The organism is Pseudonocardia sp. NPDC049154, from assembly GCF_040648315.1.
In the GTDB taxonomy this organism is placed as follows: domain Bacteria; phylum Actinomycetota; class Actinomycetes; order Mycobacteriales; family Pseudonocardiaceae; genus Pseudonocardia.
Genome location: NZ_JBEZDN010000002.1, coordinates 155833 through 181170 on the forward strand (window position 1 = coordinate 155833; position 25338 = coordinate 181170).

The 25338-nt window shown below is 72.7% G+C and carries 18 protein-coding genes; 7 read left to right on the forward strand and 11 right to left on the reverse strand.

Annotated elements, in window-relative coordinates:
- Window position 1: 1 nt before the first annotated feature.
- The 3 genes from AB0B41_RS02560 to AB0B41_RS02570 all read right to left on the reverse strand — a co-directional run bounded on the left by AB0B41_RS02560 (window position 2) and on the right by AB0B41_RS02570 (window position 2422).
- Complete coding sequence (locus AB0B41_RS02560) at window positions 2–1237, reverse strand: ROK family transcriptional regulator (RefSeq protein WP_358198096.1); 1236 nt, start codon at window positions 1235–1237, stop codon at window positions 2–4.
- Window positions 1238–1303: 66 nt separating this feature from the next.
- On the reverse strand, window positions 1304–1414 hold the full coding sequence (locus tag AB0B41_RS02565) for a putative leader peptide (protein WP_358198098.1): 111 nt from the start codon (window positions 1412–1414) through the stop codon (window positions 1304–1306).
- 168 nt (window positions 1415–1582) lie between these two features.
- On the reverse strand, window positions 1583–2422 hold the full coding sequence (locus tag AB0B41_RS02570) for a helix-turn-helix transcriptional regulator (RefSeq protein WP_358198100.1): 840 nt from the start codon (window positions 2420–2422) through the stop codon (window positions 1583–1585).
- Window positions 2423–2655: 233 nt separating this feature from the next.
- On the opposite strand from AB0B41_RS02570, the gene AB0B41_RS02575 reads away from it, so the two are divergent.
- Window positions 2656–3600, forward strand: a complete 945-nt coding sequence (locus AB0B41_RS02575; protein WP_358198102.1) for an SDR family oxidoreductase — start codon at window positions 2656–2658, stop codon at window positions 3598–3600.
- A 59-nt stretch (window positions 3601–3659) separates the two neighbouring features.
- Here the strand turns inward: AB0B41_RS02575 and AB0B41_RS02580 are convergent, their stop codons facing one another.
- Window positions 3660–5270, reverse strand: coding sequence for an NAD(P)/FAD-dependent oxidoreductase (locus AB0B41_RS02580; RefSeq protein WP_358198104.1), 1611 nt, complete (start codon window positions 5268–5270; stop codon window positions 3660–3662).
- Window positions 5271–5303: 33 nt separating this feature from the next.
- Entirely contained in the window at window positions 5304–6200 is an 897-nt protein-coding gene (locus tag AB0B41_RS02585) for an alpha/beta hydrolase (protein ID WP_358198106.1), read from the reverse strand.
- 194 nt (window positions 6201–6394) lie between these two features.
- Here AB0B41_RS02585 and AB0B41_RS02590 point away from each other — a divergent pair, with 194 nt between their 5' ends.
- Both AB0B41_RS02590 and rph read left to right on the forward strand, forming a co-directional pair.
- Window positions 6395–8158, forward strand: coding sequence for a helix-turn-helix domain-containing protein (locus AB0B41_RS02590; RefSeq protein WP_358198108.1), 1764 nt, complete (start codon window positions 6395–6397; stop codon window positions 8156–8158).
- A gap of 208 nt (window positions 8159–8366) precedes the next feature.
- Window positions 8367–10940 (forward strand): rifamycin-inactivating phosphotransferase, encoded by a 2574-nt coding sequence (gene rph, locus AB0B41_RS02595; RefSeq protein WP_358198110.1) that lies wholly within the window; start codon window positions 8367–8369, stop codon window positions 10938–10940.
- A gap of 31 nt (window positions 10941–10971) precedes the next feature.
- On the opposite strand, the gene AB0B41_RS02600 is transcribed toward rph, so the two are convergent.
- The 3 genes from AB0B41_RS02600 to AB0B41_RS02610 form a co-directional block, all read right to left on the reverse strand.
- Window positions 10972–11769, reverse strand: coding sequence for an SDR family oxidoreductase (locus AB0B41_RS02600; protein ID WP_358198113.1), 798 nt, complete (start codon window positions 11767–11769; stop codon window positions 10972–10974).
- 125 nt (window positions 11770–11894) lie between these two features.
- Entirely contained in the window at window positions 11895–13241 is a 1347-nt protein-coding gene (locus tag AB0B41_RS02605; protein ID WP_358198115.1) for an MFS transporter, read from the reverse strand.
- A gap of 263 nt (window positions 13242–13504) precedes the next feature.
- A complete protein-coding gene (locus tag AB0B41_RS02610) occupies window positions 13505–14197 on the reverse strand; it encodes an SDR family NAD(P)-dependent oxidoreductase (RefSeq protein WP_358198117.1) in 693 nt (230 codons plus the stop codon).
- A gap of 452 nt (window positions 14198–14649) precedes the next feature.
- Between AB0B41_RS02610 and AB0B41_RS02615 the strand changes: the two genes are divergently transcribed.
- The gene (locus AB0B41_RS02615; RefSeq protein ID WP_358198120.1) at window positions 14650–17256 is read left to right on the forward strand and encodes a Pls/PosA family non-ribosomal peptide synthetase; all 2607 of its coding nucleotides are present in this window, start codon (window positions 14650–14652) and stop codon (window positions 17254–17256) included.
- Here AB0B41_RS02615 and AB0B41_RS02620 read toward each other — a convergent pair.
- Together AB0B41_RS02620 and AB0B41_RS02625 are read right to left on the reverse strand one after the other, a co-directional pair.
- Window positions 17180–17989: a methyltransferase domain-containing protein gene (locus AB0B41_RS02620; RefSeq protein ID WP_358198123.1), complete on the reverse strand. Its 810-nt coding sequence runs from the start codon at window positions 17987–17989 to the stop codon at window positions 17180–17182. The genes AB0B41_RS02615 and AB0B41_RS02620 overlap by 77 nt on opposite strands.
- Window positions 17982–18356 carry a pyridoxamine 5'-phosphate oxidase family protein gene (locus AB0B41_RS02625; RefSeq protein ID WP_358198125.1) on the reverse strand — a complete coding sequence of 125 codons (375 nt, stop codon included), beginning with the start codon at window positions 18354–18356 and terminating at the stop codon, window positions 17982–17984. The genes AB0B41_RS02620 and AB0B41_RS02625 overlap by 8 nt, the downstream gene beginning before the upstream one ends.
- A gap of 146 nt (window positions 18357–18502) precedes the next feature.
- Between AB0B41_RS02625 and AB0B41_RS02630 the strand changes: the two genes are divergently transcribed.
- Genes AB0B41_RS02630 through AB0B41_RS02640 form a run of 3 tightly spaced genes read left to right on the forward strand, consistent with a single transcriptional unit; the run spans window position 18503 to window position 24044 of the window.
- A complete protein-coding gene (locus AB0B41_RS02630) occupies window positions 18503–19126 on the forward strand; it encodes a TetR/AcrR family transcriptional regulator (RefSeq protein WP_358198126.1) in 624 nt (207 codons plus the stop codon).
- Window positions 19123–22320, forward strand: coding sequence for a carboxyl transferase domain-containing protein (locus AB0B41_RS02635; RefSeq protein WP_358198128.1), 3198 nt, complete (start codon window positions 19123–19125; stop codon window positions 22318–22320). The genes AB0B41_RS02630 and AB0B41_RS02635 overlap by 4 nt, the downstream gene beginning before the upstream one ends.
- 8 nt (window positions 22321–22328) lie before the next feature.
- On the forward strand, window positions 22329–24044 hold the full coding sequence (locus AB0B41_RS02640; RefSeq protein ID WP_358198130.1) for an AMP-binding protein: 1716 nt from the start codon (window positions 22329–22331) through the stop codon (window positions 24042–24044).
- 165 nt (window positions 24045–24209) lie between these two features.
- Here AB0B41_RS02640 and AB0B41_RS02645 read toward each other — a convergent pair whose 3' ends face one another.
- Complete coding sequence (locus AB0B41_RS02645; protein ID WP_358198132.1) at window positions 24210–25256, reverse strand: alpha/beta fold hydrolase; 1047 nt, start codon at window positions 25254–25256, stop codon at window positions 24210–24212.
- Window positions 25257–25338: the final 82 nt, after the last annotated feature.

A 25338-nucleotide genomic window follows, 5' to 3' on the forward strand; every position in this document is an offset into this window, starting at 1 on the left:
ATTAAGTCGCGCCCAGCCCGAGCGGGTGCGAATAGACGTCGTCGAGCACGACGGTCCCGGCCGCGAGGCCCAGCAGGTCCGGTCCGAACGTGCTCGGCAGGACGGTCGCCGCGGGGTCGACGCACACCTGCGACCGATCCGCCACCTCGGCGTGCAACTCGGCGAGCAGCATCGGTGCGATCTCGGGCACCAGGACGAGCCCGCCCTCGACGACCACGAGGACGTCGGGGTTGACGAGGTCGAGCAGCAGGGCTGCGGCGCGCCCCACCACCCGTGCGCGTTGCCGGAACAGGTCCACGGCGCGGTCGTCGCCGGCGCGGGCGGCGGCGACGAGGGCGTCGAACGAGGGTACGGGAACGACCCCCGCTGCGGCCGCCCGTTCGCCCATGGCCCGGTCGGACACCGAGGCCTGCAGGCATCCCGTCCGTCCACAGGGGCACCGCACCGTGCTCTCGCCCAGGGGCAGGTGGGCGATCTCGCCCGCCGCGGACCCGGGGCCGTGGTGCACGGTCCCGGCGGTGGACAGCGCGGCGTCGACCATGTTCCCGACGAACAGGTGCACCAGGCTGCGCCGGGCACGGTGGCGCAGGGGACCGAAGAGCAGCTCGGCCCGCGCGAGCGCGCGGGAGTGGTTCTCCACGCGGACCGGCCGGCCGAGCCGGTCGGCCAGCAGCCGCCCCGCCGGGACGTCCCGCCAGCCGAGGAGGTTGTGCCACACCACGTCCCCGGTGGTGGTGTCGACACGTCCGCCGGTCGCCAGCCCGATGCCGAGGACCCCGCGGCCGGCCGTGTGCTCCCGGAGCAGCCGGTCCAGAGTGTCCGCAGCCCGATCCAGGATCCGCTCCGGACCGGCGTCGCCGTGCGGGAGGACCTCCCGCACCAGCACCCGTCCGCGCAGGTCGCTGAGCGCGACGGTGGTGTGCGGGACCGCCACGTGGATGCCGCCGGCCACGTGCCGCCGGTCGTCGAGGTCGACCGGGACGTGCGGCCGGCCGAGGTTCGCCCGCGGTGCGCGCGCCGGGAGCTCGCGGATCAGGTCGCGGGCCGCGAGGTCCTGGCAGAGCCGAGACACGGCGGCAGCGCTCAGGCCGGTGCGGCGGGCGATCGTGCTCCGGGCGACGGGGCCCTCGTCCAGGATGGACCGCAGGATCGCGGACGCGTTCGTGCCCCGACGGTCCGTCGTCACGAGGGTGTCGGCGGGCGGCGCGGTGGTCTCGGGGGGAAGCAGTGTGGGCATCGTCGGATCTCCCGGACGCGGGGTGGTGGGCACGGGCGCAGACGGGGCTGCGTACGGGCCGGGTGCTCACCGCGTCGGCGGAAGGAGCGGTCCCCGGCCGGGCGCCGCACAGATCGCGCTCGCCTGCCGACGGAGGTCGACGTGGCGGCGCTGACGGAGCGTCGCGGCCTGGGACATCGGAAGGATGGTCGCAAACCCCTCCGGGCGACGCCAGTAACCGCGGTCACACGCGCCGTGATCCCCTGGTCACGGCGTGATTTCACACCCTGCAGCTCGGCGCTGTGCGCCCGGCACCCGAACGCGGACGCGCCGCGCCCCGTTCCGGGACGGTCGGGCAACGCGACCCTAGCGGAGCGATGGTGCGCCGATCACGGAGAGCAACTGCAGTTTCTCGTAGCTCTCGGTGCCGGGGACGGCGGTGTAGACCATCAGCGAGTGCGACTGGCCGGGGTCGACCAGCCTCTGGCAGGTGAGCTCCAGCCGGCCGAGCTCGGGATGGATGTAGCGCTTGACCTCGTGGGGACGGATTCCCACCTCGTGGTCCTCCCAGATGCGCCGGAACTCCTCGCTGCGACCGAGGAGGAGGTCGGCGAGCTGTGCCGCCCGGGATTCGCGGCCCCGGAGGGTGACGATCTCGCGGAGACCCGCGGCGTACATCCGTGACAGGAACGCGTGGTCTTCCGGCGCGTGGAGCTGCCGGGACGAGGGATCGGTGAACCAGCGGTAGCCGCTGCTGCGGGCGGGGCCGGTGAAGCGGGTCGTGTCGCCGGTGAGCGCGACCCCCAGCGGGCTCTGCCGCAGCGTCTCCCCGAGCTCGGTGCTGATCTCGGCGGGGGTGTCGTCGAGCCGGTCGAGCACCCGCAGGAGGCCGGGGCTGATGTGCTCACCGGCTGCGCCGCGGGCGGGCGGGCGATGTCCGGCGAGTCGGAAGAGGTGATCGCGCTCGTCGAGGGACAGGTGCAGTCCTTGCGCGATCGAGGCGATCATCTGCTCGGAGGGCTGCGGCCCGCGTTCACGCTCGATCCGCGCGTAGTAGTCGGTCGACATGTGGCACAGCGCCGCCACCTCCTCGCGGCGGAGACCGCTGGTGCGGCGGCGTCTCCCTCGTGCGAGGCCGACGTCCTCGGGCTGCAGCGACTCACGACGGCGTCGCAGGAACTCCGCCAGCCCGCTCCGGTCGATCACCGTCCGCTGCCTCCCTCCGGGTGCTCTGCTGTTTCTACCGCCACCTCGATCCGCTCAGCCACGGCCTGCCGATCCCCCCATCCGGGCCGAAGCCCGAGCCGCGTCAGCCACGGATCGGCAGGCCGTGGATAACGCCTCCACGACTCGGGATCTTGGTGGTGTCACCTCGACGCAGCCGTCGCACCACCGCGAGTGCGCGGATCCGACGCACCAGACCGGAGGAGTCCGAAGTCATGCCCCGTCGCCGCCCCGACATCACCGTCCCCGACCTCACCGGCAGGCGTGCCGTCCTCACCGGAGGCAGCGACGGGGTCGGTCTCGGTCTGGCCACACGGCTCGCCGCGGCCGGAGCCGAGGTGATCCTGCCCGTCCGCAACCCCCGCAAGGGCGAGGCGGCGCTGGCGAGGATCCACGCGCAGGTCCCCGGCGCGCACGTGTCGCTGCGCGAACTGGACCTGTCCTCGCTCGCCTCCGTCGCCGCGCTCGGGAAGACCCTGCGCGGCGAGGACCGGCCGATCCACATCTTGATCAACAACGCCGGCGTCATGACCCCGCCCGACCGGCAGACCACCGCGGACGGGTTCGAGCTGCAGTTCGGCACCAACCACGTCGGGCACTTCGCCCTCGTCACCCACCTGCTGCCCCTGCTCCGCGCCGGGAAGGCACGCGTGACGTCGCAGGTCAGCGTGGCCGCGGCGCGCGGAGCGATCAACTGGCCGGACCTGAACTGGGAACGCGCCTACGACGGCCGGCGCGCCTACGGCCAGTCGAAGATCGCCCTCGGGCTCTTCGGGCTCGAGCTCGATCGGCGCAGCCTCGCCCACCGCTGGGGCATCACCAGCAACCTGTCGCACCCCGGGGTCGCACCCACGAACCTGCTCGCCGCCCGGCCGGAGGTCGGGCGCGCCCGCGAGACCCCGGGCCGCAGGCTCATCGGCGCCCTCTCCGCCCGGGGGATCCTGCTCGGCACGGCCGACAGCGCGGGCCTGCCCGCTCTCCACGCGGCCACCTCGCCCGACGCCGAGCGCGGTCGGCTCTACGGCCCGAGCGGGCCCGGGCACCTCGGCGGTCCGCCCGCGGAACAGAAGCTCTACACCCCGCTGCGCAACACGGACGAGGCGAAGCGCATCTGGGAAACCTCCGAGGAGCTCGCCAAGGTGTCCGCCGCGAACGCCTGAGGCGCCGCGCCCTCCCCTCGGTCGGAGGCCGGCGGTCCCCGGCGGTTCCCGGAAGGTGCTCAGACGGCGTCGCGCTCGAAGCCCTTGTAGCCGGCGTCGGCGACCTCGGCGAGCTGCCCGCGGTACGCGCCGATCCCGGCCATGTAGAACATGACGGCGTTGCGCTTGCCCGGGATGTTCGCGCCGAAGATCCACGAGTCGGCCTGCGGGAACAGGGTCATGTTCGCGATCTCCTCGCAGGTGGCGGTCCAGCCGTCCTCGGCCTCCTGCGTCGGCTCGATGGTCCGCACGCCGCCGCGCTCGGCGTCGGCGATGAGCTCGCCGATCCAGTCGACCTGGGTCTCGATGCTCGGCGGCAGGTTGGTGAAGGGGCCGTTCGGGCCGAGGATCATGAACATGTTCGGGAAGCCCGCCTTGGACACGCCCAGGTAGCTGGTCGGGCCCGCCTCCCAGTGCTCGTCGATGTGCCGGCCGTCGCGGCCGCGCAGGTCCATCGCCCGGTAGTTGCCGTCGACGGCGTCGAAGCCGGTGGCGAAGACCAGGACGTCGAGCTCGTGCTCGACCCCGTCGGCGGTGCGCACGCCGGCCGGGGTGATCTCCTGGATGGGGTTCTCCTTGATCGAGACCAGCTCGACGTCGTCGCGGTTGTAGGTCTCGTAGTAGCCCTCGTTGCAGAGCGGCCGCTTGGCGTAGAGGTCGGTCGGGGTCAGCTTCCGGGCGGTCTCCGGGTCCTCGACGATCTCGGCGATCTTCGACCGGATGAACGCGGCCGCCGCGGCGTTGGCGTCGGGGTTCGTGGCGATGTCGCAGAACGTGCCGAACATGAACCGGAAGCCGTTGCCCTTGTCCCAGTTCTCCTGGAACACCCGGCGCCGCTCCTCCTCCGGGACGCTCATCGCCTCGACGGTGCTCTCCTCGAACCCGAAGGCCACGACGGAGCTGCGCACCTGCGCCCAGATCGCGTCGAAGTCCTGCTTGGTGCGGTCGACCTCGGCCTGGTCCACCGGGCCGTTTCCCGACGGCACGCAGTACTGCGGGGAGCGCTGGAAGACGGTGAGGTGCTCGGCCATCCGAGCGGCGGCGACGATGAACTGGGTGCCGGTCGAGCCGGTGCCGATCACCCCGACCCGCTTGCCGGTGATGTCGAGGTCGTCCGGCCAGGCGTTGGTGTGCACCAGCCGTCCGGCGAAGGAGTCCCGGCCGGGGACGTCCGGCATGTTGCTGCGCGCCAGCAGACCGAGGGCGTTGACGAGGTAACGGCTGGTCAGCTGCGCCCCGTCCGCGGTGCGCACCGTCCAGAGCGCGGTGTCCTCGTCGAAGGTCGCGCCGGTGACCTCGGTGTTCAGCGCGATGTCCCGGCCGAGGTCGAAGCGCTCGACGACGTGCTCGAGGTAGGCCAGGACGTCGGGCTGGTCGAGGTAGCGGGTCGACCAGTCCCACTCCTGCAGCAGGTCCTCGTCGAACGAGTAGCGGTAGACGAACCCCTCCGTGTCCGACTTGGCGCCGGGGTAACGGTTGAAGTACCAGGTGCCGCCGACGCCGCCGCCCTTCTCGAAGGCCTTGACCGTCAGCCCCAGCTCGTTGCGCAGCTTGTGCAGCATGTAGATGCCGCCGAACCCGGCACCGATCACGATCGCGTCGACGTCCGGGGTGGAGGTGGTGGTGCTCATCGGAAACTCCAGTGGTCTCGGGAGGCGGGCGGGTCAGGCGCGGAACCAGGCGGCGAGCGCGGCGATCTCCGCGTCGGCCTCGGGTGCGTTGCCGGCCATGAAGGGGAAGACGTGCTGCATGTCGTCGACCACGGACAGGGTCACGTCGACGCCCGCCGCACGGGCCCGCTCGGCGAGCCGGGTGGCGTTGTCGACCAGGGACTCGACAGCGCCCGCGTTCACGTAGAGCGGGGGGAAGCCGGTGAGGTCGGCGTAGAGCGGGTTCGCCAGCGGGGTGCGCGGGTCGATCCGGCCCTCGGCGAGGACCCCGGCGATCATGCCCTCGAGCAGCGGGACGGTGATGAGCGCGTCGGTGGCGTCGTTGGTCGCCAGGGTCTCGCCGGCGTTCTCCATGTCGAGCCACGGGGAGAACGCGATCACCCGGGTGGGCAGCGGGAGGCCCTGCTCGCGCAGGGCGAGCGGGATCGCGACGGCGAGGTTGCCGCCCGCCGAGTCCCCGATCGTCGTGATGTCGGTGATGCCGCGGTCGCGCAGCGCGGTGAACGCCGCGACCCCGTCCTCGACCTGCGCCGGGTGGGGGTGCTCCGGGGCGCGGCGGTAGTCGAGCACGAAGGCGGTCGCGCCCAGGGCCTTCGCGACGTGGGCGGCGAGCTTGCGGTGGCTGGCCGCCGACCCGACGGCGAAGCCGCCGCCGTGCGTGTACAGCAGCACCGTCGAGGTGTCCGCGCCGATCGGCAGCGCCCAGATCCCGGGTACGCCGCCGACGGTGTCCTCGCGGTAGGTCACGTCCTCGGGCTCGCGGGTGGCCTGGTGCCACTCGTCGAAGATGCTGCGGAAGAGCCGCGTCGTGAGGCCTGGCGTGGTCGCGAGGATCTCGGCCCAGTCGGCGTAGAGGGCGCGCAGGGCGTCCGGGCGCAGCGCCGTCGTCATCGTGTTCCTCCTCGAACTCCGGTGTGACGTGGCACTCACCATCGCCGAGGGGGCGGGTGCCCCGGTGTTCCGTTCTGGAACGGCTCGGGGTGTTCCAGAACGGAACACCCCGACGGCGACCTCGGCGACCTAGCCTCGGGCCCGCGCCGTCGGGCACAGTGGGGGCGCGACCGCCGAGGGATCACGGGGCAACGATGCGTCGAGACGAGGTCCGGAACCTGCCGACCCTGTCGTCGGCCGAGCGCGAACGCATCCGCACCACGCGCGAGTCCCTGGTGGGCGGTGGGCTGCTCAGCGCCGCCCCAGGTGCCATGGGCGTGCCGCAGCACATCGAGAACAGCTGGCGCCGCTGCGTCGGGAACAACGTCCCCGCCGTGTCCACGGAGATCGACTACCGCGATCCGGACGACGTGCTGCCTGCGCTGCGCCGCGCCGCCGGTCCGGTGTTCGAACGGCTGCGGGACAGCTTCGCCGACGTCCCCGTGGCGATGGTGCTCTCCGACGCCGAGGGCCGCATCGTCATGCGCTACGTCGCCCAACGACGCCAGCGCGACGTCATGGACCGGGCCAGCGCGGCGGAGGGTTTCGACTTCTCCGAGCACTCCATCGGCACCAACGGGATCGGCACCGTCCTCGTCGAGCGCAAGCCGGTACTGGTCCGAGGGCCGGAGCACTACAACCCCGTGCTCGAGCAGCTGACCTGCGCGGGCACACCGATCATCGAGCCCTGCACGGGCCGCCTGGTCGGCAGCTTCTCCCTCGCCTGCTCCCTGCGGGACGTGCACCCGCTGATGACGGTCATGGCCGGCGACATCGGCCGCCAGATCGAGGCCCGCATCCTCGACGAGGCGGGGGACCGCCACCGCGAGCTCGTGCAGGCCTACCTGTCCCTGGACCGCGTGGCGGGTCCCGCTCTGGTCGTCGACGCCGACACCGTGCTCGCCAACCGCCTCGGGCTCGCCCACACCGGCCCGGAGCTGCACGCCCTGCTCTGGCCGTACCTCGGCGAGCACGCGCCGCCCCGGCCCGAACGGATGCTCGTGCCCCTGGCCGACGGCCTGCGCGACGCCCTCGTCGAGCCCATCGAGCACGGTGGGCGCCGAGCGTTCAGCGTGCGCCCCCTCCCGGCCAGGGCGCCCGCACCGAGGCCGTCCGCGGGGTCGCCACGCAGGCCGACGAGGACCGCCGCACGGGAACCCGTGCACTTCGACCCGGCCGTGCAGCGGCACGTCGAGGTCGCGACGCTCCACGGCGAGACCATCGCGGTCACCGGGGCGGACGGGACGGGCAAGCTGCACACCGCACTGCGTGTGCTGCGCGAGCGGAGCGCCGAGGAGCCGGTGGTGGTCGAACCGGCACTGGAGCCGGGGTGGTTCGACCGCGCCCGGACGGCCGCCGCCCAGGGCCGCAGCCTGATCGTCCGCCGCGTCCACGCGACGCCCGCACCCACCGCGGCGCAGCTGCAGGCGCTGATCGACACCGGCGCCCCGATCGCGCTGACCGCCGACCTCGACGCGGCCGACGACACCGTGCTCGGCGTGGTGCGCCGGGTCGCGACCACCGTGCGCCTGCCCGGGCTCGCGCAGAGCACGGAGCACCTGCCCGCGCTGGTGCGGGCGATGCTGGCCGAGCTGCCCGACCCCGAGTCGGCGACCCGCCTGGCCCCGGCGGTGTGGCAGCGGCTGGCCGCGTGGCACTGGCCCGGCAACCTCGCCGAGCTCCACACCACGGTGCGCCTGCTCGCCCGGCGTGCGCGCGGCGGCACGGTCGGGCTCGACGACCTGCCGGACGAGCTCCGCACGGCCCGCCGCACCGTCGGGCTCATGGAGTCCGCCGAGCGGGACGCGGTCGCCGAGGCCCTGCGCGCGGCGGGCGGCAACCGCAGCCGGGCCGCCCAGGCGCTCGGCATCGGACGCAACACGCTCTACCGCAAGATGCGCGAGTTCGGACTCAGCTGACGTGCAGCCGTGGCGCATGTCGATCTCTGTCCCACCTCAACGTATAGCGCCCCCGGGGGCTTGCCACAAGACCCGGTGGGTGCCGCAGACTCTGCGGCCGTCGCCGGAATCCGCGATGCGTGGACGGTGGCTGCAGCCGACGAAAGTGGGGGAATTCGTGGTGGGTAGCGGGAGTGGCGCGGCAACGTCGGTCGCGCTCGGTCGTCCCGTGCTGGGGTTCGAAGAGATCGACCGCGGCCAGATTGCGCTGGTCGGAGGGAAGGGAGCACACCTGGGGGAGCTCTCGCGGATCGAGGGCGTCGACGTGCCGCCCGGCTTCTGTGTGACGACGGAGGCGTTCCGGCGGGTGACGGCGGACGTTCCGGCGTTCGAGGACCTGCTCGACCGGCTGTCGCGCCTGGACCCGGACGACCGAGAGGCGATCGCGACGCTGAGCGCCGAGATCCGCGACGTCGTCGCGACCCTTCCGGTCCCGGCCGACCTCGCGGCGGCCGTCACCGGCCCGCTCCGCGACGGGACCGCCTACGCGGTCCGGTCCAGTGCGACCGCCGAGGACCTCCCGGCGGCCTCCTTCGCGGGTCAGCAGGACACGTACCTGAACGTCGTGGGCACCGCGGCCGTCCTCGACCACGTCCGGCGGTGCTGGGCCTCGTTGTTCACCGAGCGTGCCGTGGCCTACCGGGTGCGCGGCGGGGTCGAGCACCGGCAGGTCCGGATGGCCGTCGTCGTGCAGGAGATGGTCGTCCCGGACGCGTCGGGCGTGCTGTTCACGGCCGACCCCGTGACGTCGAACCGGCTCGTCACCAGCGTGGAGGCCGTTCTCGGGCTCGGCGAGGCCCTGGTCTCGGGCCTGGTGAACGCCGACCGCTTCACGGTGCGCGACGGCGCCGTCGTCGACCGCGCCATCGCGGCGAAGCACTGGGCGGTCCGGGCCACGCCCGGCGGCGGGACAGAGACGCTGGACGTCGCGCCGGAGGCCCGGCAGCAGCCGGCGTTGACCGAGGCGCAGGTGCTGCGCCTCGCGGACCTGGGCCGCCGCATCGAGGCGTACTTCGGGTGCCCGCAGGACGTCGAGTGGTGCCTGGCCGGCGACGACGTCCGGATCGTGCAGAGCCGCCCGATCACCACGCTGTTCCCCGTCCCGCCGGCCGACGACGGGAGCGACCACGTCTACCTCTCCGTCGGCCACCAGCAGATGATGACCGACCCGCTGACGCCGCTCGGGCTCTCGTTCTGGCAGATGACGACACCGCGGCCGATGGCCGAGGCCGGCGGACGGCTGTTCGTCGACGTCGCCCGGATGCTGGCCTCGGCGGCCGGCCGGCAGAACCTGCTGGAGGCGATGGGCCGGTCCGACCCGCTCATGGCGGACGCGCTGCGCACGGTCCTGGACCGCGGCGACCTCGTCGGGGAGCCCTCGTCGGCCGCGGACGGCGGACCACGCGCCGTTCCGCCGACGGAGCCGGTCGACCCCGACCCGGCCGTCGTCGACGAGCTGATCGGGCAGACCCGGGCGTCGCTGGCCGTCCTCGACCGCGAGATCCACACCCGACAGGGAGCGGACCTGCTCGACTTCATCCGCGAGGACCTCCAGGAGCTGCGGCGGCTGCTGTTCGACCCGTTCAGCCACCGCGTGTTCATGACGGCGATGAACGCGGCGTGGTGGCTCGACGAGCACCTGCGGGAGTGGCTGGGGGAGGAGGGCGCGGCCGACACACTCACCCAGTCCGTCCCGAACAGCATCACGTCGGAGATGGGGCTTGCGCTCCTCGACGTCGCCGACGTCGTCCGCCCGCACCCGGAGGTGGTGGAGTTCCTGCGCGACGTCACCGACGACGGCTTCCTCGACGACCTGCCCCGGGTCGCGGGCGGGCGTGCGGCGCGGGACGCCATCCGCGGCTACCTCGACACCTACGGCATGCGCTGCGCCGGCGAGATCGACATCACGAGGCCCCGGTGGAGCGAGCAGCCCACCGTCCTGGTGCCCGTGCTGCTCGGTCACGTCGAGCACGCCGAGCCCGGCGCGAGCCGCCGGCGCTTCGAGCAGGGGCGGCAGGAGGCGCGGGAGAAGGAGCAGGACCTGCTCGCCCGGCTGCGGGCCCTGCCCGACGGGGACCGGCGGGCGGCCGAGACGAAGACGATGATCGACCGCCTGCGGACCTTCATCGGCTATCGCGAGTACCCCAAGTTCGGCATGGTCAGCCGCTACTTCCGCTACAAGCAGGCCCTGTTGCGCGAGGCCGACCGCCTCGTGCGCGACGGCGTCGTGGCCGACCGCGAGGACATCTACTACCTACGGTTCGACGAGCTCTACGACGTCATCCGCGCCGGGCGTGCCGACCGGCAGCTCATCGCGCGGCGCAGGGAGGAGTACCGCGGGTACCGGACGCTCACGCCACCGCGCGTGCTCACCTCGGACGGCGAGGCCCTCTCCGGGTCCTACCGGCGCGACGACCTCCCGGCCGGTGCGCTGGCCGGGCTGGCGGTGTCCGCCGGAACCGTCGAGGGGCGCGCCCGCGTCGTCCTGGACATGGCGCAGGCCGACCTCGACACCGACGACATCCTCGTCACCGCCTACACCGATCCCAGCTGGTCACCCGTGTTCGTGACCATCAAGGCACTCGTGACCGAGGTGGGCGGCCAGATGACCCACGGCGCGGTGGTCGCCCGCGAGTACGGCCTCCCCGCCGTGGTGGGCGTGGAACGGGCCACTCGGCTGATCCGGGACGGTCAGCGGATCCGGGTGAACGGGACGAGCGGGTACGTCGAGCTCCTGAGCTGACCTGCGCCGGATGGCAGGTCCGCTGCCGGCTTCAGGCCAAGCCCTTGCTCGTGTCGTTGCGGGTCGCGTCGCCGAGTTGGGAGCCGCCGTCGACGTCGAGGATCGTGCCGCTGACGTAGGAGGCGGACGGGCTGGAGAGGAAGACCGCGGCCTCGGCGACCTCCTCGATCTCGCCCCAGCGCTTCATCGGGATCCGCGCGTAGTGCGCCTCGCGGGTGCTGTCGTCGGGCGCGAGCCGGGCCATGCCCTCGGTGCCCGCGATGGGGCCGGGGGAGATGCCGTTGACGCGGACGTCCGGGCCCCACTCCATGGCCAGTACCCGGACGAGCTGGTTGATCCCTGCCTTGGCGGCGCAGGCGTGCGCCTGCATGGGCATGGCGTTGACCGCCTGCCCCGCCGTGATCGCGATGAGCGAGGCGCCAGGGGTGCGGAGCAGGTCGTAGCAGCCGCGGAAGACGTTGAACGTGCCGTTGAGGTCGATGTCGACCACCGTGCGGAAGGCGTTGGCCGACATCTGCGCAGCCGGGGCGAGGAAGTTGCCGGCTGCGCCGGACACCACGACATCGAGCGGGCCGAGCTCTGCCGCGACCTGCTCCATCGCGCCGCGGATGGCCTCGTAGTCGCGTACATCTGCCGAGAGTCCGAGCGCGCCGACACCGATCGAGTCGGCCGCGGTCTTCGCCTTCTCGGGGTTCCGCCCGGCCACGGCCACCCGCGCCCCGAGTTGCGCGAACCTGCGGGCGATGCCGAGGTTGATGCCGCTCGTGCCGCCGGCCACGAAAACCGTGCGATCCGCCATGAGGCCATCGTCGAACGCACTCATCGTCATGTCCTCTCCGTCGAGTCCCTGACATCATGGAGTGCTGAACGCGCGTTCAGTTCGAGTTCCGAGGTGATCTCGGACACCGCGTGGGGCTGTGTGGTCCCGGCCGGAGGACCGGGACGACACGCGTCTCACACGGCCGTCAGCGAGCGTTGGTGTGTCTCGGGGAGGCGGCGCAGGCACGCGACGGCGATCGCCAGTAGTCCCGCGATGCACAGGCCGAGGGTGATCGGGCCCCAGGCCGAGGCGGTCAGCGGCGCGGCGACCACGAGAATGACGGCGCCTCCGGCGACCCCGCCGAGGTTGTAGCTCACCCCGGCGCCGGTGTAGCGGTACCGGGTGGAGAACATCTCGGGCAGGTAGGCGCCGAGCGGACCGTAGGCCGGGCCGAGCAGCGCGAGCAGGACGACGATCCCGGCGCCGACCGCGAGGGGCGAGCGGGTGTCGAGGAGCGGGAAGAGCACGAGGGACCACACGCCCAGGCCGATGCAGCCTGCCGTGACGACCCGGCGGCGCCCGAGGCGGTCGGACAGGATGGCGGCGTAGGCGGTGGTCGCCACCGAGACGAGCGCGGCGATGATGTCGATCACGAGGATGCCGGCCTTGCTCATACCCAGGCTGCCGGTCGCGTAGCTCGTCAGGAAGGACGTGGCGACGGACATGGTGGCGAACACGCCGGTGGCCAGGCCGGTCGCCAGCAGCATCGTCCGGGGCCGGCGCCGCCACACCTCGAGGAACGGCGCGCCGCGGCGGGTGGCCGTGCGGGCGGCGGCGTCGGTGAACACGGGCGTCTCGTCGGTGTGCAGCCGCACGTAGAGCCCGACCCCGATCAGCAGCGCGCTGAGCAGGAACGGCACCCGCCAGCCCCAGGAGAGGAAGGCGTCGCTCGTCTCGCCGACCCCGAGGTCGACGGCGAGGAAGGTGGCGGCGGCGAGCGCGAACGCGACGGTCGCGCCGACCTGCGGGTAGAGGGCGAAGCGTCCGCGCCGCCCGTCGGGGGCGTTCTCGGTCGCGAACAGGGCGGCCCCGGCCCATTCGCCGCCCACGGCCAGGCCCTGCACGGCGCGGAGGGCGACCAGCAGGATCGGGGCGGCGACGCCGATGGTCGCCGCGCCGGGCATCAGCCCGACGGCGACGGTGCACAGGCCCATCGTCAACAGCGTGACGATCAGGGTCCGCTTGCGACCGAGCCGGTCGCCGACGTGCCCGAAGAGGACCGACCCGACCGGCCGGAACACGTAGACCAGGGCGAAGGTCCCGAACGCCGCGATCGCGCCGACGACGCCGTCCGTGTGCGGGAAGAAGACCTTGTGGAAGACGAGCGCGGCGGCCGTGCCGTAGATGAAGTAGTCGTAGAACTCGATCGTCGTGCCGGCCATGCTGGCGATGGTGATCCGGCGGACCGCCTTGCGGTCGGGCGGCAGGCCCGCGGAGGGCGTCGGGCCGGGGGACGGCGGGATGTGGACGGCGGTGGACACGGTTCCCCTCTCCGGTCGGTGCGGTGGGTGACCTCCAGCGTCGACCTGAGGGGACGCCGTCGGGATCGACCGGCCGGCCGGGCCCGTTGATGACGGGGGACTCGGGCGATCAGGGGACAGCGTGTCGGCGAATGCGCGAGGGCGGTCATGCGGGCTGAACAGCTCGCCGCGGGAGGTCTTGGTCGCGTCGCGAGCCGTCCACTGCGCGCCGCCCTGGCCGGGTCCCCTGCGCAGATGTGGATCGGCCTGGCGGAACGGGGCTTCTAGGCGTCCCCGTAGACCGGGATACGGGCTCCGCTGATCGGCGCGGCGTCCGGGCCGGCGAGGAAGGCGATCACCCGGGCGATCGCCTCCGGGCTGACGGCTCGGGCGGCGAGGTCCGGTGACATCCAGGTGCGGTTGGCCGGGGTGTCGATGACCGACGGCAGCACGGCGTTGACGCGGATCCGCTGGGGGCGGAGCTCCTCGGCCAGCAGTTCGGTCATCCGCACCACCGCCGCCTTGCTCGTCGCGTGCGCGAGGGGAGCGGGACCGCTCACGGCGGTCTTCGAGCCCACCGTGACGATGGCGCCCCCACCCGCAGGGCCGAACCGGGCGGCTGCCTCGCGGGCGCACCACAGCAGGGAGGCGACGTTGGACTGCCACATCGCGTCCCAGACGTCCTCGGTGAGCTCGGCCAGCGAGCTGGGGCGGAAGCCGCCGGCGAGCGCCACGAGCACGTCCGGGGTGCCGATCGAGTCGATCGTCGTCCAGGCGGTGGTCACCTCGGCGGGCTCGGACAGGCCGGCCGCGACCGGGTGAACTCCGTCGAGACGGCCGATCTCGTCGAGCGGGTCACCGGCGCGGTCCAGTGCCACGACCTCGCGCCCGGCTCCGAGGAACTCGGCGACCACCGCTCGGCCCAGCGCGCCGGCGGCACCGGTCACGACGACGAGGCGGTCCGTCGTGCTTCCCATCGCGCACTCCTCCCGTGGTCCAGACGATCTGCGGGTGGAGTGTCTCAGAGGGCGAGGACCGATGAGACAGCCGTGACGCCGGACGGCCCGACACGGTCGGGGGCCGACGGCGATAGGTCCCGAATGCTCCACGTTGTCTACGACGATCGCGTGAAGCTCGTTGTGTCATGCAACGTGAGCGGCTCGTCGCGGGATCTGTCAGCACGTCGGCCGCGCAGAAGCGGCCGCGGGGGGTGATCGGCGGCGCACGTGCCGCCGGTCGTGAAGGGGGAAGAAGCACCACCCACACCACACCGGAAGCGCACCGGGCCCGATCCGTGGCCTGCGCTTCCGGCGCGCCGGCCGTCTCCCACGCCGACGGCGCCGCGGCCGGACGCCCTCACCGGTACTCCTGCGGACGTGTGCGTCCGTACGGCTCCGGTACCGGACCCGACGTTCGAGAGTGAGACCTCGTGGCAGGAACACCTGTCGACCTCGTCACGACATCGCCCGACATCACCGGCACCGGGTCGGCGCTCGCCGCGCTCCTGGCCGACGTGGTCGGGGTGGAGCGGGTCGAGCCCGATGACGACTTCTTCGACCACCTCGGCGCCGACTCGATGGTGCTGGCCCGCTTCTGCGCGAGGGCGCGGAAGCGGGAGGATCTGCCGTCGCCGTCGATGCGCGACGTCTACGACCATCCGACGATCGCGAGCCTGGCCGCCGCCCTCGCCGTCGCGCCCGTCCCCGAACCGGCCCGCGCAACGGACGCCGCCGCGCCGGCGCGCCCGCGGGCCGGCACCGCCGGCTACCTCTTCTGCGGCCTCCTGCAGTTCCTGGCGTTCGTGGCCTACTGCTACGGCTTCGCGATCGCCACCACGCTCTCCTACGAGTACGTCGTCGCCGCCGGCTTCGGCCCGGCGAGCCTCTACCTGCGCGCGGTCGAGGCGGGGGCAACGATCTTCGTCTCGATGTGCCTGCTGCCGGTCGCGGCCAAGTGGGTGCTCGTCGGCCGGTGGCGGCCGCGCGAGATCCGCATCTGGAGCCTTGACTACTTCCGGTTCTGGCTGGTCAAGACCCTGGTCCGGGCGAGCCCCCTGCTGCTGCTCACCGGCGGCCGCTCGCACACCAGCTCGGCCTCGCCGCTGATGGTGCTGTACCTGCGGGCTCTCGGGGCGCGGGTGGGCAAGGGCGTGACGATCTACTCCCGGACGCTACCGGTGTGCACCGACCTGATCACCATCGGCGCCGGCACGGTCGTCCGCAAGGATGCGCAGTTGAACGGCTACCGCGCTCGCGGAGGGGTTCTCGAGACCGGTCCGGTGACGCTCGGTCGCGACGTCGTGGTCGGGGAGGGAGCCGTGCTGGACATCCGCACCGCGATGGACGACGGATCCCAGATCGGGCACGCCTCCGCGCTCGTCGCCGGACAAGCGGTGCCCGCGGGGGAGTCGTGGCACGGCGTGCCCGCCGTTCCCGGCGGTGCCGACCTGCACACCGGTGGATCGCTCCGGTGCGGCAGCGGGCGGCGCATCGTCCACGCGGCGGTCCAACTGGTTCTCGCGGTCGCGGTCTACCTCCCGGTCGCGGTCGGGTTCGCGGGGGTCCTGCTCGACGAGACCCCGCTCGGCGGCGTCCTCGACTCCGGGGCGACGGCCTTCACGACCTGGGCCTACTACCGCGATGCCCTGGTGGTGACGACGGTGCTGTTCCTCGGCGTCCTGCTGCTCGGCCTCGTGGGCGTGGCGGTGGTGCCGCGGCTGCTGAACCTGCCGCTGCGGGCGGATCGGACCTACCGGCTCTACGGCGTCCACTACGGCCTGCACCGCACGATCGGCCGGCTGACCAACGTCAGGTTCTTCAACCGCCTGTTCGGGGACAGCTCGTACATCGTGGGGTACCTGCGCTGGATCGGCTACGACGTCGACGCCGCCGAGCAGACCGGGTCGAACTTCGGGACCGAGCTGCGGCACGAGACGCCGTTCCACGTCACGGTCGGGCGCGGCACGATGGTGGCCGACGGGCTCTCGGTCATCAACGCGGACTTCTCGGCGACCTCGTTCCGGATCTCGCGGGTGACCATCGGGGCGCACAGCTTCCTCGGCAACCGGATCATGTACCCGTCGCAGGGCCGCACGGGCGAGAACGTCCTGCTGGCCACCAAGGTCCTGGTCCCGATGGACGGGGAGCCGCGCCACGACACCGGGCTGCTGGGGGCCCCGTGCTTCCCGATCCCGCGGACCGTCGAGCGCGACCACCGGTTCGCGGTGCGGAGCCGGGCCGAGCTGCGGCAGCGACTGTCCCGCAAGAACCGCTACAACCTGCGGAGCATGGCGCTGTTCCTCGTCGTGCGCTGGGTGCATCTGCTGGGCATGGTCCTGCTGGCCATGGCGGCCTCTGACATCTACCGGTCCGTCGGCGTGGAGGCGGTCGCCGCCGACCTGGTCGGGTCGCTGCTCTACACGGTCGTGTTCTTCTGCCTGGTCGAGCGGGCCGTCCTCCGGTACCGGTCGCTGACGCCGCGGTCCTGCTCGATCTACGACCCGTACTTCTGGTGGCACGAGCGGTTCTGGAAGCTCGTGATCCCCGACTTCGACCAGGCCTTCGCCGGCACGCCGTTCAAGAACCTGCTGTCGCGTGCGCTCGGGGTGCGGCTCGGCCGGCGGGTGTTCGACGACGGCTGCTTCCTCCCGGAACGCACCCTCGTGACGATCGGCGACGAGGCCACGCTCAACTTCGGCACGGTCGTGCAGTGCCACTCGCAGGAGGACGGCGCGTTCAAGTCCGACCGCAGCACCGTCGGCGCGCGGGCCACCCTCGGTGCCGGCGCCTTCGTGCACTACGGCGTGACGGTCGGCGACGGGGCCGAGCTCGACGCCGGGACCTTCGTCATGAAGGGCGAGGAGATCCCGCCGGGCGCCCGGTGGGAGGGCAACCCCGCCCGGGAGGCCGCCCCGCACACCGTGCTCGCCCGCCGGCCGGACGGGGAGGGCCTTCGTGGCGTCAGCTCCGCGCTCCGTCCGGGCGAGGACGGCCCGGTCGGACCGGCTTGCGCCCGACCAGGTGGAACACGCGGCTGAGCTGCCGGTACGGGTCACATGACGCGGCGCGGAGCTCGACCTCGGAGACGGCCCCGACGTCCGTGGTGTCGAGGGGGATGTCCATCCAGTCGGCGAAGAGCCACACGCCGTACCAGGCCTCGGCCTCGAGGCCTCCGTCCCGCAGCAGCCCCGACAGGCCCTCGACCGTGTCGGCGCGGGTCTCGGCTCCGAGCACGCCGGGCTCGGAGCCGGCGTCGAAGGCGGTCAGGGCGTCGGACCAGCGTCGCTCGAGTGCCGGCCGGACCGCCAGTGTCCGGCGGTTCAGTGCCATCAGGGACAGGGAACCTCCCGGGGCGACGCAGCGGCACAGCGCCGCCACCATCGGAGCCGGATCGGGCAGGTACATGAGCACGCCGTGGCACAGGACGGCGTCGAACTGGCGGGCGTCGGTCAGGACGTCGGCCTGTTCGCCCGGGCCCTCGAGCAGGCGGACCCGCCGCCGCACGGCCTCGGGCTCCGCCCCGAGGCGGTGCCGCGCCCGGGCCAGCATCGCCGCCGACGGGTCCAGCACGGTGATCTCATGGCCGAGCCGGGCCAACGGTAGGGACTGGTGGGCGGCGCCACCGCCCACGTCGAGGACGGCCGCTGGCGCGGTCGGGAGGTGCCGGAGCAGTTGCTGGTGCAGGACGTAGGTCCGCACCCGGCCCTTGACCGTGGCGTAGGCGCCGTCGACGAACGCGTCCGCCAGGGCCGCCCAGGCGTCGTCAGGCACCCGTCGGGACCTCCGCGCAGTCGGCGCCGCACCCGGGACCCGGGGTCGGGGCCGGCGCAGGGCGGTGCAGGACCGCCCGCGTCGGTGTGACGACGAGTGCGTCGCCGGACAGCGCCGCACTCCCGTCGACGATCAGCGAGTGCTCCTCCGCGGAGCTCGGCGGCCAGACCAGCGTGACGACGGGCCGCGCGGTCGCGTTGGCACGGGTGCGGCTGCCGAGACCGCCGACGACGAGGCCGCCGTCGGTCACCGCCGGCGAGACCGCGGCGACGTGCGGCCTGCCGTCGTCCGCGATGGTCAGAAGGTAGGCGAAGCCGAAGCGGGCGACGGTCGCGGCCAGGTCGTCGGTGGGAACGGCGATGCTCACGCGGTCGAGGTTAAAGCCGCATCCCTGCGTGGTCAGGCCACCAGGTGGAGGACCGTGCGCCGTTGACCCGTCACGGCCATTGTCATACGCTCGGGTATAAACCGACGAGTTGAACCTCGGGGCGCGACGACGCGACGGGAGGGCCGATGGCCAAGATCGGCCTGCGGGGCAGTGCCGTCCGCGATCCCGGGCACCGCGAGGAGCAGCGCCGCCGGATCCTCGCGGCCGCGGCGGAGGTGTTCGCCCGCAAGGGCTACGAGGCCGCGACGATGGAGGACATCGCCGCGCAGATGGGCGTCAGCAAGGGCGTCCTCTACTACCAGTTCCGCAGCAAGCAGGAGCTGGTCGTCGAGACCCGGCGGGCCACCTCGGGTGCTGCGGTCGAGCGGCTGGACGAGATCGTGCGCCGACCGGGGTCCGCCCGCGAGCGCATCGAGGCGGCGCTGCGGGATCTCGCCGCCGCGGCCTTCGACCCCCTCGCCAAGCACGTGATCCTCCTGCCGGTGCTGCACGGCCTCGACGCCGAGCACCTGGCCGAGGTCCGCGCCATCGAGCGTCGCTACGAACGCCTGCTCGAGACCCTGCTCCGCGAGGGCGCGGCCGAGGGCAGCCTCGTGGTCGACGACGTCAAGCTCACTGCGTTCACCCTGATCAGGGCCTGTTTCGGCCCGGCGGTCTGGTACCGGCCGGACGGCTCGCTGACCCGGGACCAGATCATCGACCGGCTCGTCGCGCAGTTGCTGCGTTCCCTCACCGTGGAGGTCTCGTGACCCTGCTCGTCGCCAACCGGGGCGAGATCGCCGTCCGCCTCGTCCGGGCCGCCCGTGAGCTGGGCCTACGGACGGTCGCCGTGTTCGTGGCCGACGACGTCGCCGCCCCGCACGTCACCCTCGCCGACGAGGCCCACGAGATCCCGGGCTACCTGGACCAGGAGGCCGTCGTCGCGGTGGCTCGGGACGCAGGCGCCACGTTGGTCCATCCCGGCTACGGCTTCCTCAGCGAGAACGCCGCCTTCGCCCGGCTCTGCGCCGACGCCGGACTGACCTTCGTCGGCCCGCGACCCGAGCTCCTGGACCTGTTCGGCGACAAGGTCCGAGCCCGCGCCACGGCCCGCGAGGCCGGTGTCCCGGTGCTGCCCGGCACCCTCGGCCCGACCACCCTGGACGAGGCCGCGGCCTTCCTGACCGAGCACGGCGCCGTGATGCTCAAGGCGCTCGCCGGCGGGGGCGGTCGCGGGATGCGGGCCGTGACCGACGCGGACGAGCTGGCCGACGCCTACGCCCGCTGCAGGTCCGAGGCCGAGCAGGCGTTCGGGTCCGGAGAGCTGTACGTCGAGAAGCTGGTGGAGGCCGCGCGACACGTCGAGGTGCAGATCGTCGGGGACGGCACGCAGGTGCGGCACCTCGGCGAACGTGACTGCTCGATCCAGCGCCGGCACCAGAAGCTGATCGAGATCGCGCCCGCGCCGTTCCTCGACCCGGTGGTCCGCGAGCGGCTCCACGCCGCGGCGATCCGGATCGGCGAGCACGTCCGCTACGAGAGCCTGGGCACGGTCGAGTTCCTGGTCCACGGCGACGACGTGTGGTTCCTCGAGCTCAACCCGCGGCTGCAGGTCGAGCACACCGTGACCGAGGAGGTCACCGGCGTCGACCTCGTCGAGACCCAGATCCGCCTCGCGCAGGGCGCCGCGCCGGACGTGGAAGGAGCGCCGCGGGGCTTCGCGGTCCAGGCCCGGGTCAACACCGAGGAGCTCGACGAGGACGGCACGCCGCGTCCCCGCGCGGGCCTGCTCACCGCCTTCGACCCGCCCGCCGGCCCGCACGTGCGGGTGGACACCTACGGCTACGCCGGCCTGCGGACGAGCCCGCGCTTCGACTCGTTGCTGGCCAAGGTGATCACTCGCGGCGCCACGTTCGCGGACGCGGCCCGACGCGCGGACGCCGCGTTGGCCGAGTTCCGGATCGAGGGGCTCGCGACCACGATCCCGTTCCTGCGCGCGGTGCTGACCCATCCGGACTTCACCGGCGGCCCGTCGAGCACCGGTTTCGTGGCGGAGCACCTCGCCGAGCTACGGAGCACCGACCGGGCGGCCCGGTTCCCCACGGCCGCGGACGAACCGGGCCACGAGGTCGCGGCCGGTGGGGCCGTCGTCGGGCCGGCGGTCCGCGCACCGATGGACGGGGTCGTCGTCGAGTACGCGGTGGAGTCCGGCAGCCGGGTCCGGCGCGGCGAGCGGCTGCTGGTCCTCGAGGCGATGAAGATGGAGTTCGCGGTCCGCGCCGAGACCGCCGGGACCGTCGGGCGCCTGCTGGCCGAGGTCGGGACCGTCGTCGAGGAGGGTGCGCCGCTGCTCGTGCTGGAGCCCTCGGCGTCGGACGACGACGTGGTCGCCCCCGACATCCCGGCGGTCGAGGAGGGGTGGGAGGGCGAGGCCGATGAGGTCCACCGCCGCCGTGCGCTCGGCCGCGAGATGGGCGGCCCGGAGAAGGTCGCCCGCCAGCACGAGACGGGCAGGCTGACCGTCCGCGAGCGGATCGACGCGCTGGTGGACAAGGGCAGCTTCTCCGAGATCGCCCCGCTCACCGGCTTCGCCACCTACTCCGCGGACGACGAGCTGACCTCGCTGCTGCCGGTCAACTTCGTCGCGGGCACGGCGCGGATCGAGGGCCGCCGCGCCGTCGTCGGGGCGGACGACTTCACCATCCGCGGCAGCTCCGGGGACGCGGCGATCTGGCAGAAGCAGGTGTTCACCGAGGAGTACGCCGGCGCGATGCGGCTGCCGATCGTCCGGCTGTTGGACGGCGCGAGCGGCGGCGGCAGCGTGGTCACCGCGCAGCGCAACGGCTACCACTACCTGCCGGTCAACCCGGGCTGGGACGCGGTCGTCGAGAACCTCTCCCTGGTTCCGGTCGTGTCCGCGTGCCTCGGCCCGACGGTCGGGCTCGGCGCCGCGCGGCTGGCCATGTCCCACCTCGCGCTGATGGTCGAGGGCATCGGGCAGGTCTTCACCGCCGGGCCGCCGGTGGTGAAGGGCAGCTCCGGCGAGGACCTCACCAAGGAACAGCTGGGCGGCGCGGAGGTGCACCGCAGCAACGGGCTGATCGAGCGGTTCGTCCGCAGCGAGGACGAGGCCTTCGGCGTGATCCGCGGGTTCCTGTCCTACCTGCCGCAGAGCGTGTTCGAGGTGCCCCCGGTCGTGCCCGGCGAGGACCCGGCGGACCGCGCGGAGGAGGGCCTGCTGCGCGCCGTGCCCCGCAACCCCCGCGAGCCCTACGACGTGGACGCGCTGCTCGAGGCCGTGTTCGACCAGGGCTCGGTCTTCCGCTACGCCGAGTACGGCGGCGCGACGGTCACCGCACTGGCTCGGCTCGACGGCCACCCCGTCGGCGTGATCGCCACCGACCCGACCCGCGGCGTGACGATCTCGGCGGAGGGCGCGCAGGCGATCACCCGGCTCGTCGACCTCTGCGAGACCTTCCACCTCCCGCTGGTCAGCCTCACCGACCAGGGTGGTGCGTCGGTCGGCTCGGGCGCGGAGCGCAAGGCCACGATCCGCTTCGGGGTCCGGGCGATCGCCGCTGTCTATCAGGCGCGGGTGCCGCAGGCCGAGATCATCGTGCGGCGGGTGTTCGGGGTCGGCGGCGCCGGGATCGTCAACCGGCACCGGCCGAACCGGACGTGGGCCTGGCCGTCCGCCACCTGGGGCTCCCTGCCCGCGAAGGGCGGCGTCGAAGCGGCCTTCCGCGCCCAGCTCGAGGACGCCCCGGACCGCGCGGCCGAGATCGCCCGGATCGAGCGCGAGCTGGAGGCGCTGGCCTCGCCCTTCCGGACCGTGGAGCGGTTCGGCGTGCAGGACCTGATCGACCCCCGCGAGAGCCGGGCCGTGCTGTGCGAGTGGGTGCAGGACGCCTACCGCCTGCTGCCCGAGCAGCTCGGCCGCCCCGCTTTCGGCACCCGACCGTGAGGAACCCGATGTCCGAGAAGGAGCTCACCGCCCGTCTGCGTGCCGAGGACGAGCTGATCACCGACCGGCTCCGGCACTGGGCCCGGACCACCGGTGACCGGACCTTCCTCTACTACGGCGAGGACGACGTCTCGTTCACCTACGCCGAGTTCGACCGCCGGACGGACGCGATCGCCGGCAACCTCGTCGACTGCGGCGTGGCCCGGGGCGACCGGGTGTCGGTCTTCAGCCTCAACCCCATGATCACCGCGCTGGTGATGGTCGGCTGCTGGAAGGCCGGGGCGGTCTACGCGCCGGTGAACTTCTCCTACACCGGCAGGCTGCTCTCGTACCAGCTCGACGACACCCGGCCTGTGCTGATCGTGACCGATCCCGCGCTGCTGCCCGCCCTGAACGCCGTCGCGGACGTGCTGGAGCAGCCGCCCGCCGTCGCCGTCTACACGCCGCCGCCCTCGGCGCACGACCACGCGCCCGCACCCGACCTGCACCCGACGTTCCGGCCCGTGGCCTGGGGTGATCTCGTGGCGGACGCGGACGCGCCGCGGGTCACGCTCACCTTCGACGACCCGGCCAACGTCTTCTACACCTCGGGGACCACCGGGCCGTCGAAGGGCGTGCTGCAACCCTTCCGCTGGATGGCGCAGTACACGTGGGGGCTGCGGGCGCCGCTGTCCGAGGAGGACGTCGTCTACAACGACCTGCCGATGTACCACGTCGGCGGGGCGCTCGCGAACTTCGGCCGCGGGCTCTGGCAGGGCGCCGAGGTCGCGGTGTGGAACCGGTTCAGCCCCACCCGGTTCTGGGAGCGGATCCACTCCCGCGGGGCGACCGCGGCGATCCTGCTCGACGTCATGATCCCCTGGCTGTCCAAGGCGCCCGCCTCCGCCGACGACCGCCGGAACACCCTGAACAAGGCCTACATGCAGCCGCTGCCGTTGCAGCACGCCGAGTTCTGCCGCCGGTTCGGGATCGACCACGTGGGGGCCGGGTTCGGGCAGACCGAGGCAGGGGCCCCGTTGTGCGTGCTGATCGAGGAGACCGCTCCCGGTGAGGGCACGCCGGCCGATCTCTACCGCGGGTACTCGCACTCGGAGATGGCCTCGGTCGCCGTGGCCAAGGGCGTGCCCGTCCTGTCCGCCGAGCAGGCGGGCCGGAAGGGGCTGATGGGACGGCCGAGCCCGTTCTTCGAGGTCACCGTCCGGAACGAGCGCGACGAGGAGTGCGGGCCCGAGGAGCCGGGCCACCTCGCCGTCCGACCGAAGGTCCCGGGGCTGCTGCCGGAGTCCTACCTGAACAAGCCGGAGGCCACGGTCGTCGCGACCCGCAACCTCTGGTTCCACACCGGCGACGCCGCGCTCGTGGGGGAGGACGGGCTGTTCTACTTCGTCGACCGGCTCGGGGACCGGATCCGGGTGCGCGGGGAGAACCTGTCGTCGTTCCAGGTCGAGGACATGCTCAACCAGCACCCGGTGATCCGGATGAGCGCCGCGTTCCCGATCCCGGGCGCCGAGGGGGACGAGGACGACATCGTGGCCTACGTCGTCCCTACCGACGGGGCTGCACTCACCGCCGACGAGGTCGACGCCTTCGCGGTCCGGACCATGCCGAAGTACATGCGGCCCAGGCACGTCCGGATCGTCGACGACATCCCGCGCACGCCCACGAACAAGGTCGAGAAGTACCGGCTCCGGCAGCGCATCCTCGCGGAGCTGAAGGGGGCGTAGGCCGAGCTCCCGCCGGGCGATCGGTTCCAGGGCCTCTTCCGGCTCCTTCGATACCCGCGCGGTATCGGAGGAGCGGCCGCCCCTCGAGCAGCCCGGACGATCGACCCGCGGTCGAGTGCCGGTGACGTCGACCGCGAGCCCGACCGTCCGGCCACGCCCTCCCGGTCAGTCCACGTGCTCCTTCAGCAGGTCACCGATGCATCCGTCGATCTGCTCGCGGTCACGGTCGGCGAGACAGAACATCGCGAAGTGTGCCCACAGCGAGTCCACGACACGGAACTCGCTGTTCGGAATCAGGCGCTGCTCGGCCTCGCAGTCCTCCGGCGGGAAGAACATGTCCCGGGAGAACGGCACGACGTACGTCTTCGCCGTGATCCGCCCGAGCGCTGCGGCCAGGTCTCCGTTCGTGTGCAGGCTGACGTCGCCGTGGCGCCACTTCCAGCCCATCCAGATGAGGTTGTTCGGGTCCATGGGCGCGAAGTAGTTCTCCCAGAACCGGTGCAGGAAGTCCTCGAGCGAGGAGAAGCCGTAGGCCCGGTAGGCCTCGGAGTTGTAGAACTCCGGGCACAGCCCCATCACCGACCAGGTCTGCGCGTGGCGGCGGAGACCCACGTGGACGTCGCTCTGGTCCTTGTAGAACCCGCCGTCCCAGGCCGGGTCGGACTTGAGCGCGTCCTCGTGCGAGCGTACGAAGATGTAGTCGTGGGCGGTGGTCCTGGCCGTGCCGGCGAACGGGAGCGCCCGCTTGACCATGTCGGGGTACCGGACGGCCCACTCGTAGGTCTGCTCGGCGCCCATCGACCAGCCCAGCACGAGCTCGAGGCGCTCGATCCCGAAGACCTCGGTCACGAGCCTGTGCTGTGCCCGCACGTCGTCGCTGATCGTGACGTTCGGGAAGGCGCCGCCGTTGAACGGGGGCGGCGTGTTGCTCGGTGAGGACGAGAACCCGTTCGCGAACTGGCCCGGGAAGATGATGAAGTACTTCGACGGGTCGAGCGGCCGGCCCTCCCCGACGAAGATCTCCATCGACGCCGACGTCCCGGACCACATGTGTGGGAACAGGATGGCGTTGTCCTTCGCGTCGTTCAGCGTTCCCCGGGTCTTGTACGCGAGCCGGGCGTCGGGCAGCGTGATCCCCCCGGCCAGCTCGAAGTCGCCGAGGTCGAGGTACTCGTGCCGACCGTGGATCTCCTCGGAGTAGTAGTTCCCCATCGCTCCGGCACTCCCTTCGAACGTTCCCCATCGGTGACGTGGGTCACAGCGTCCTGCTGTCGGGTGCCGAGGGGGACCGCCA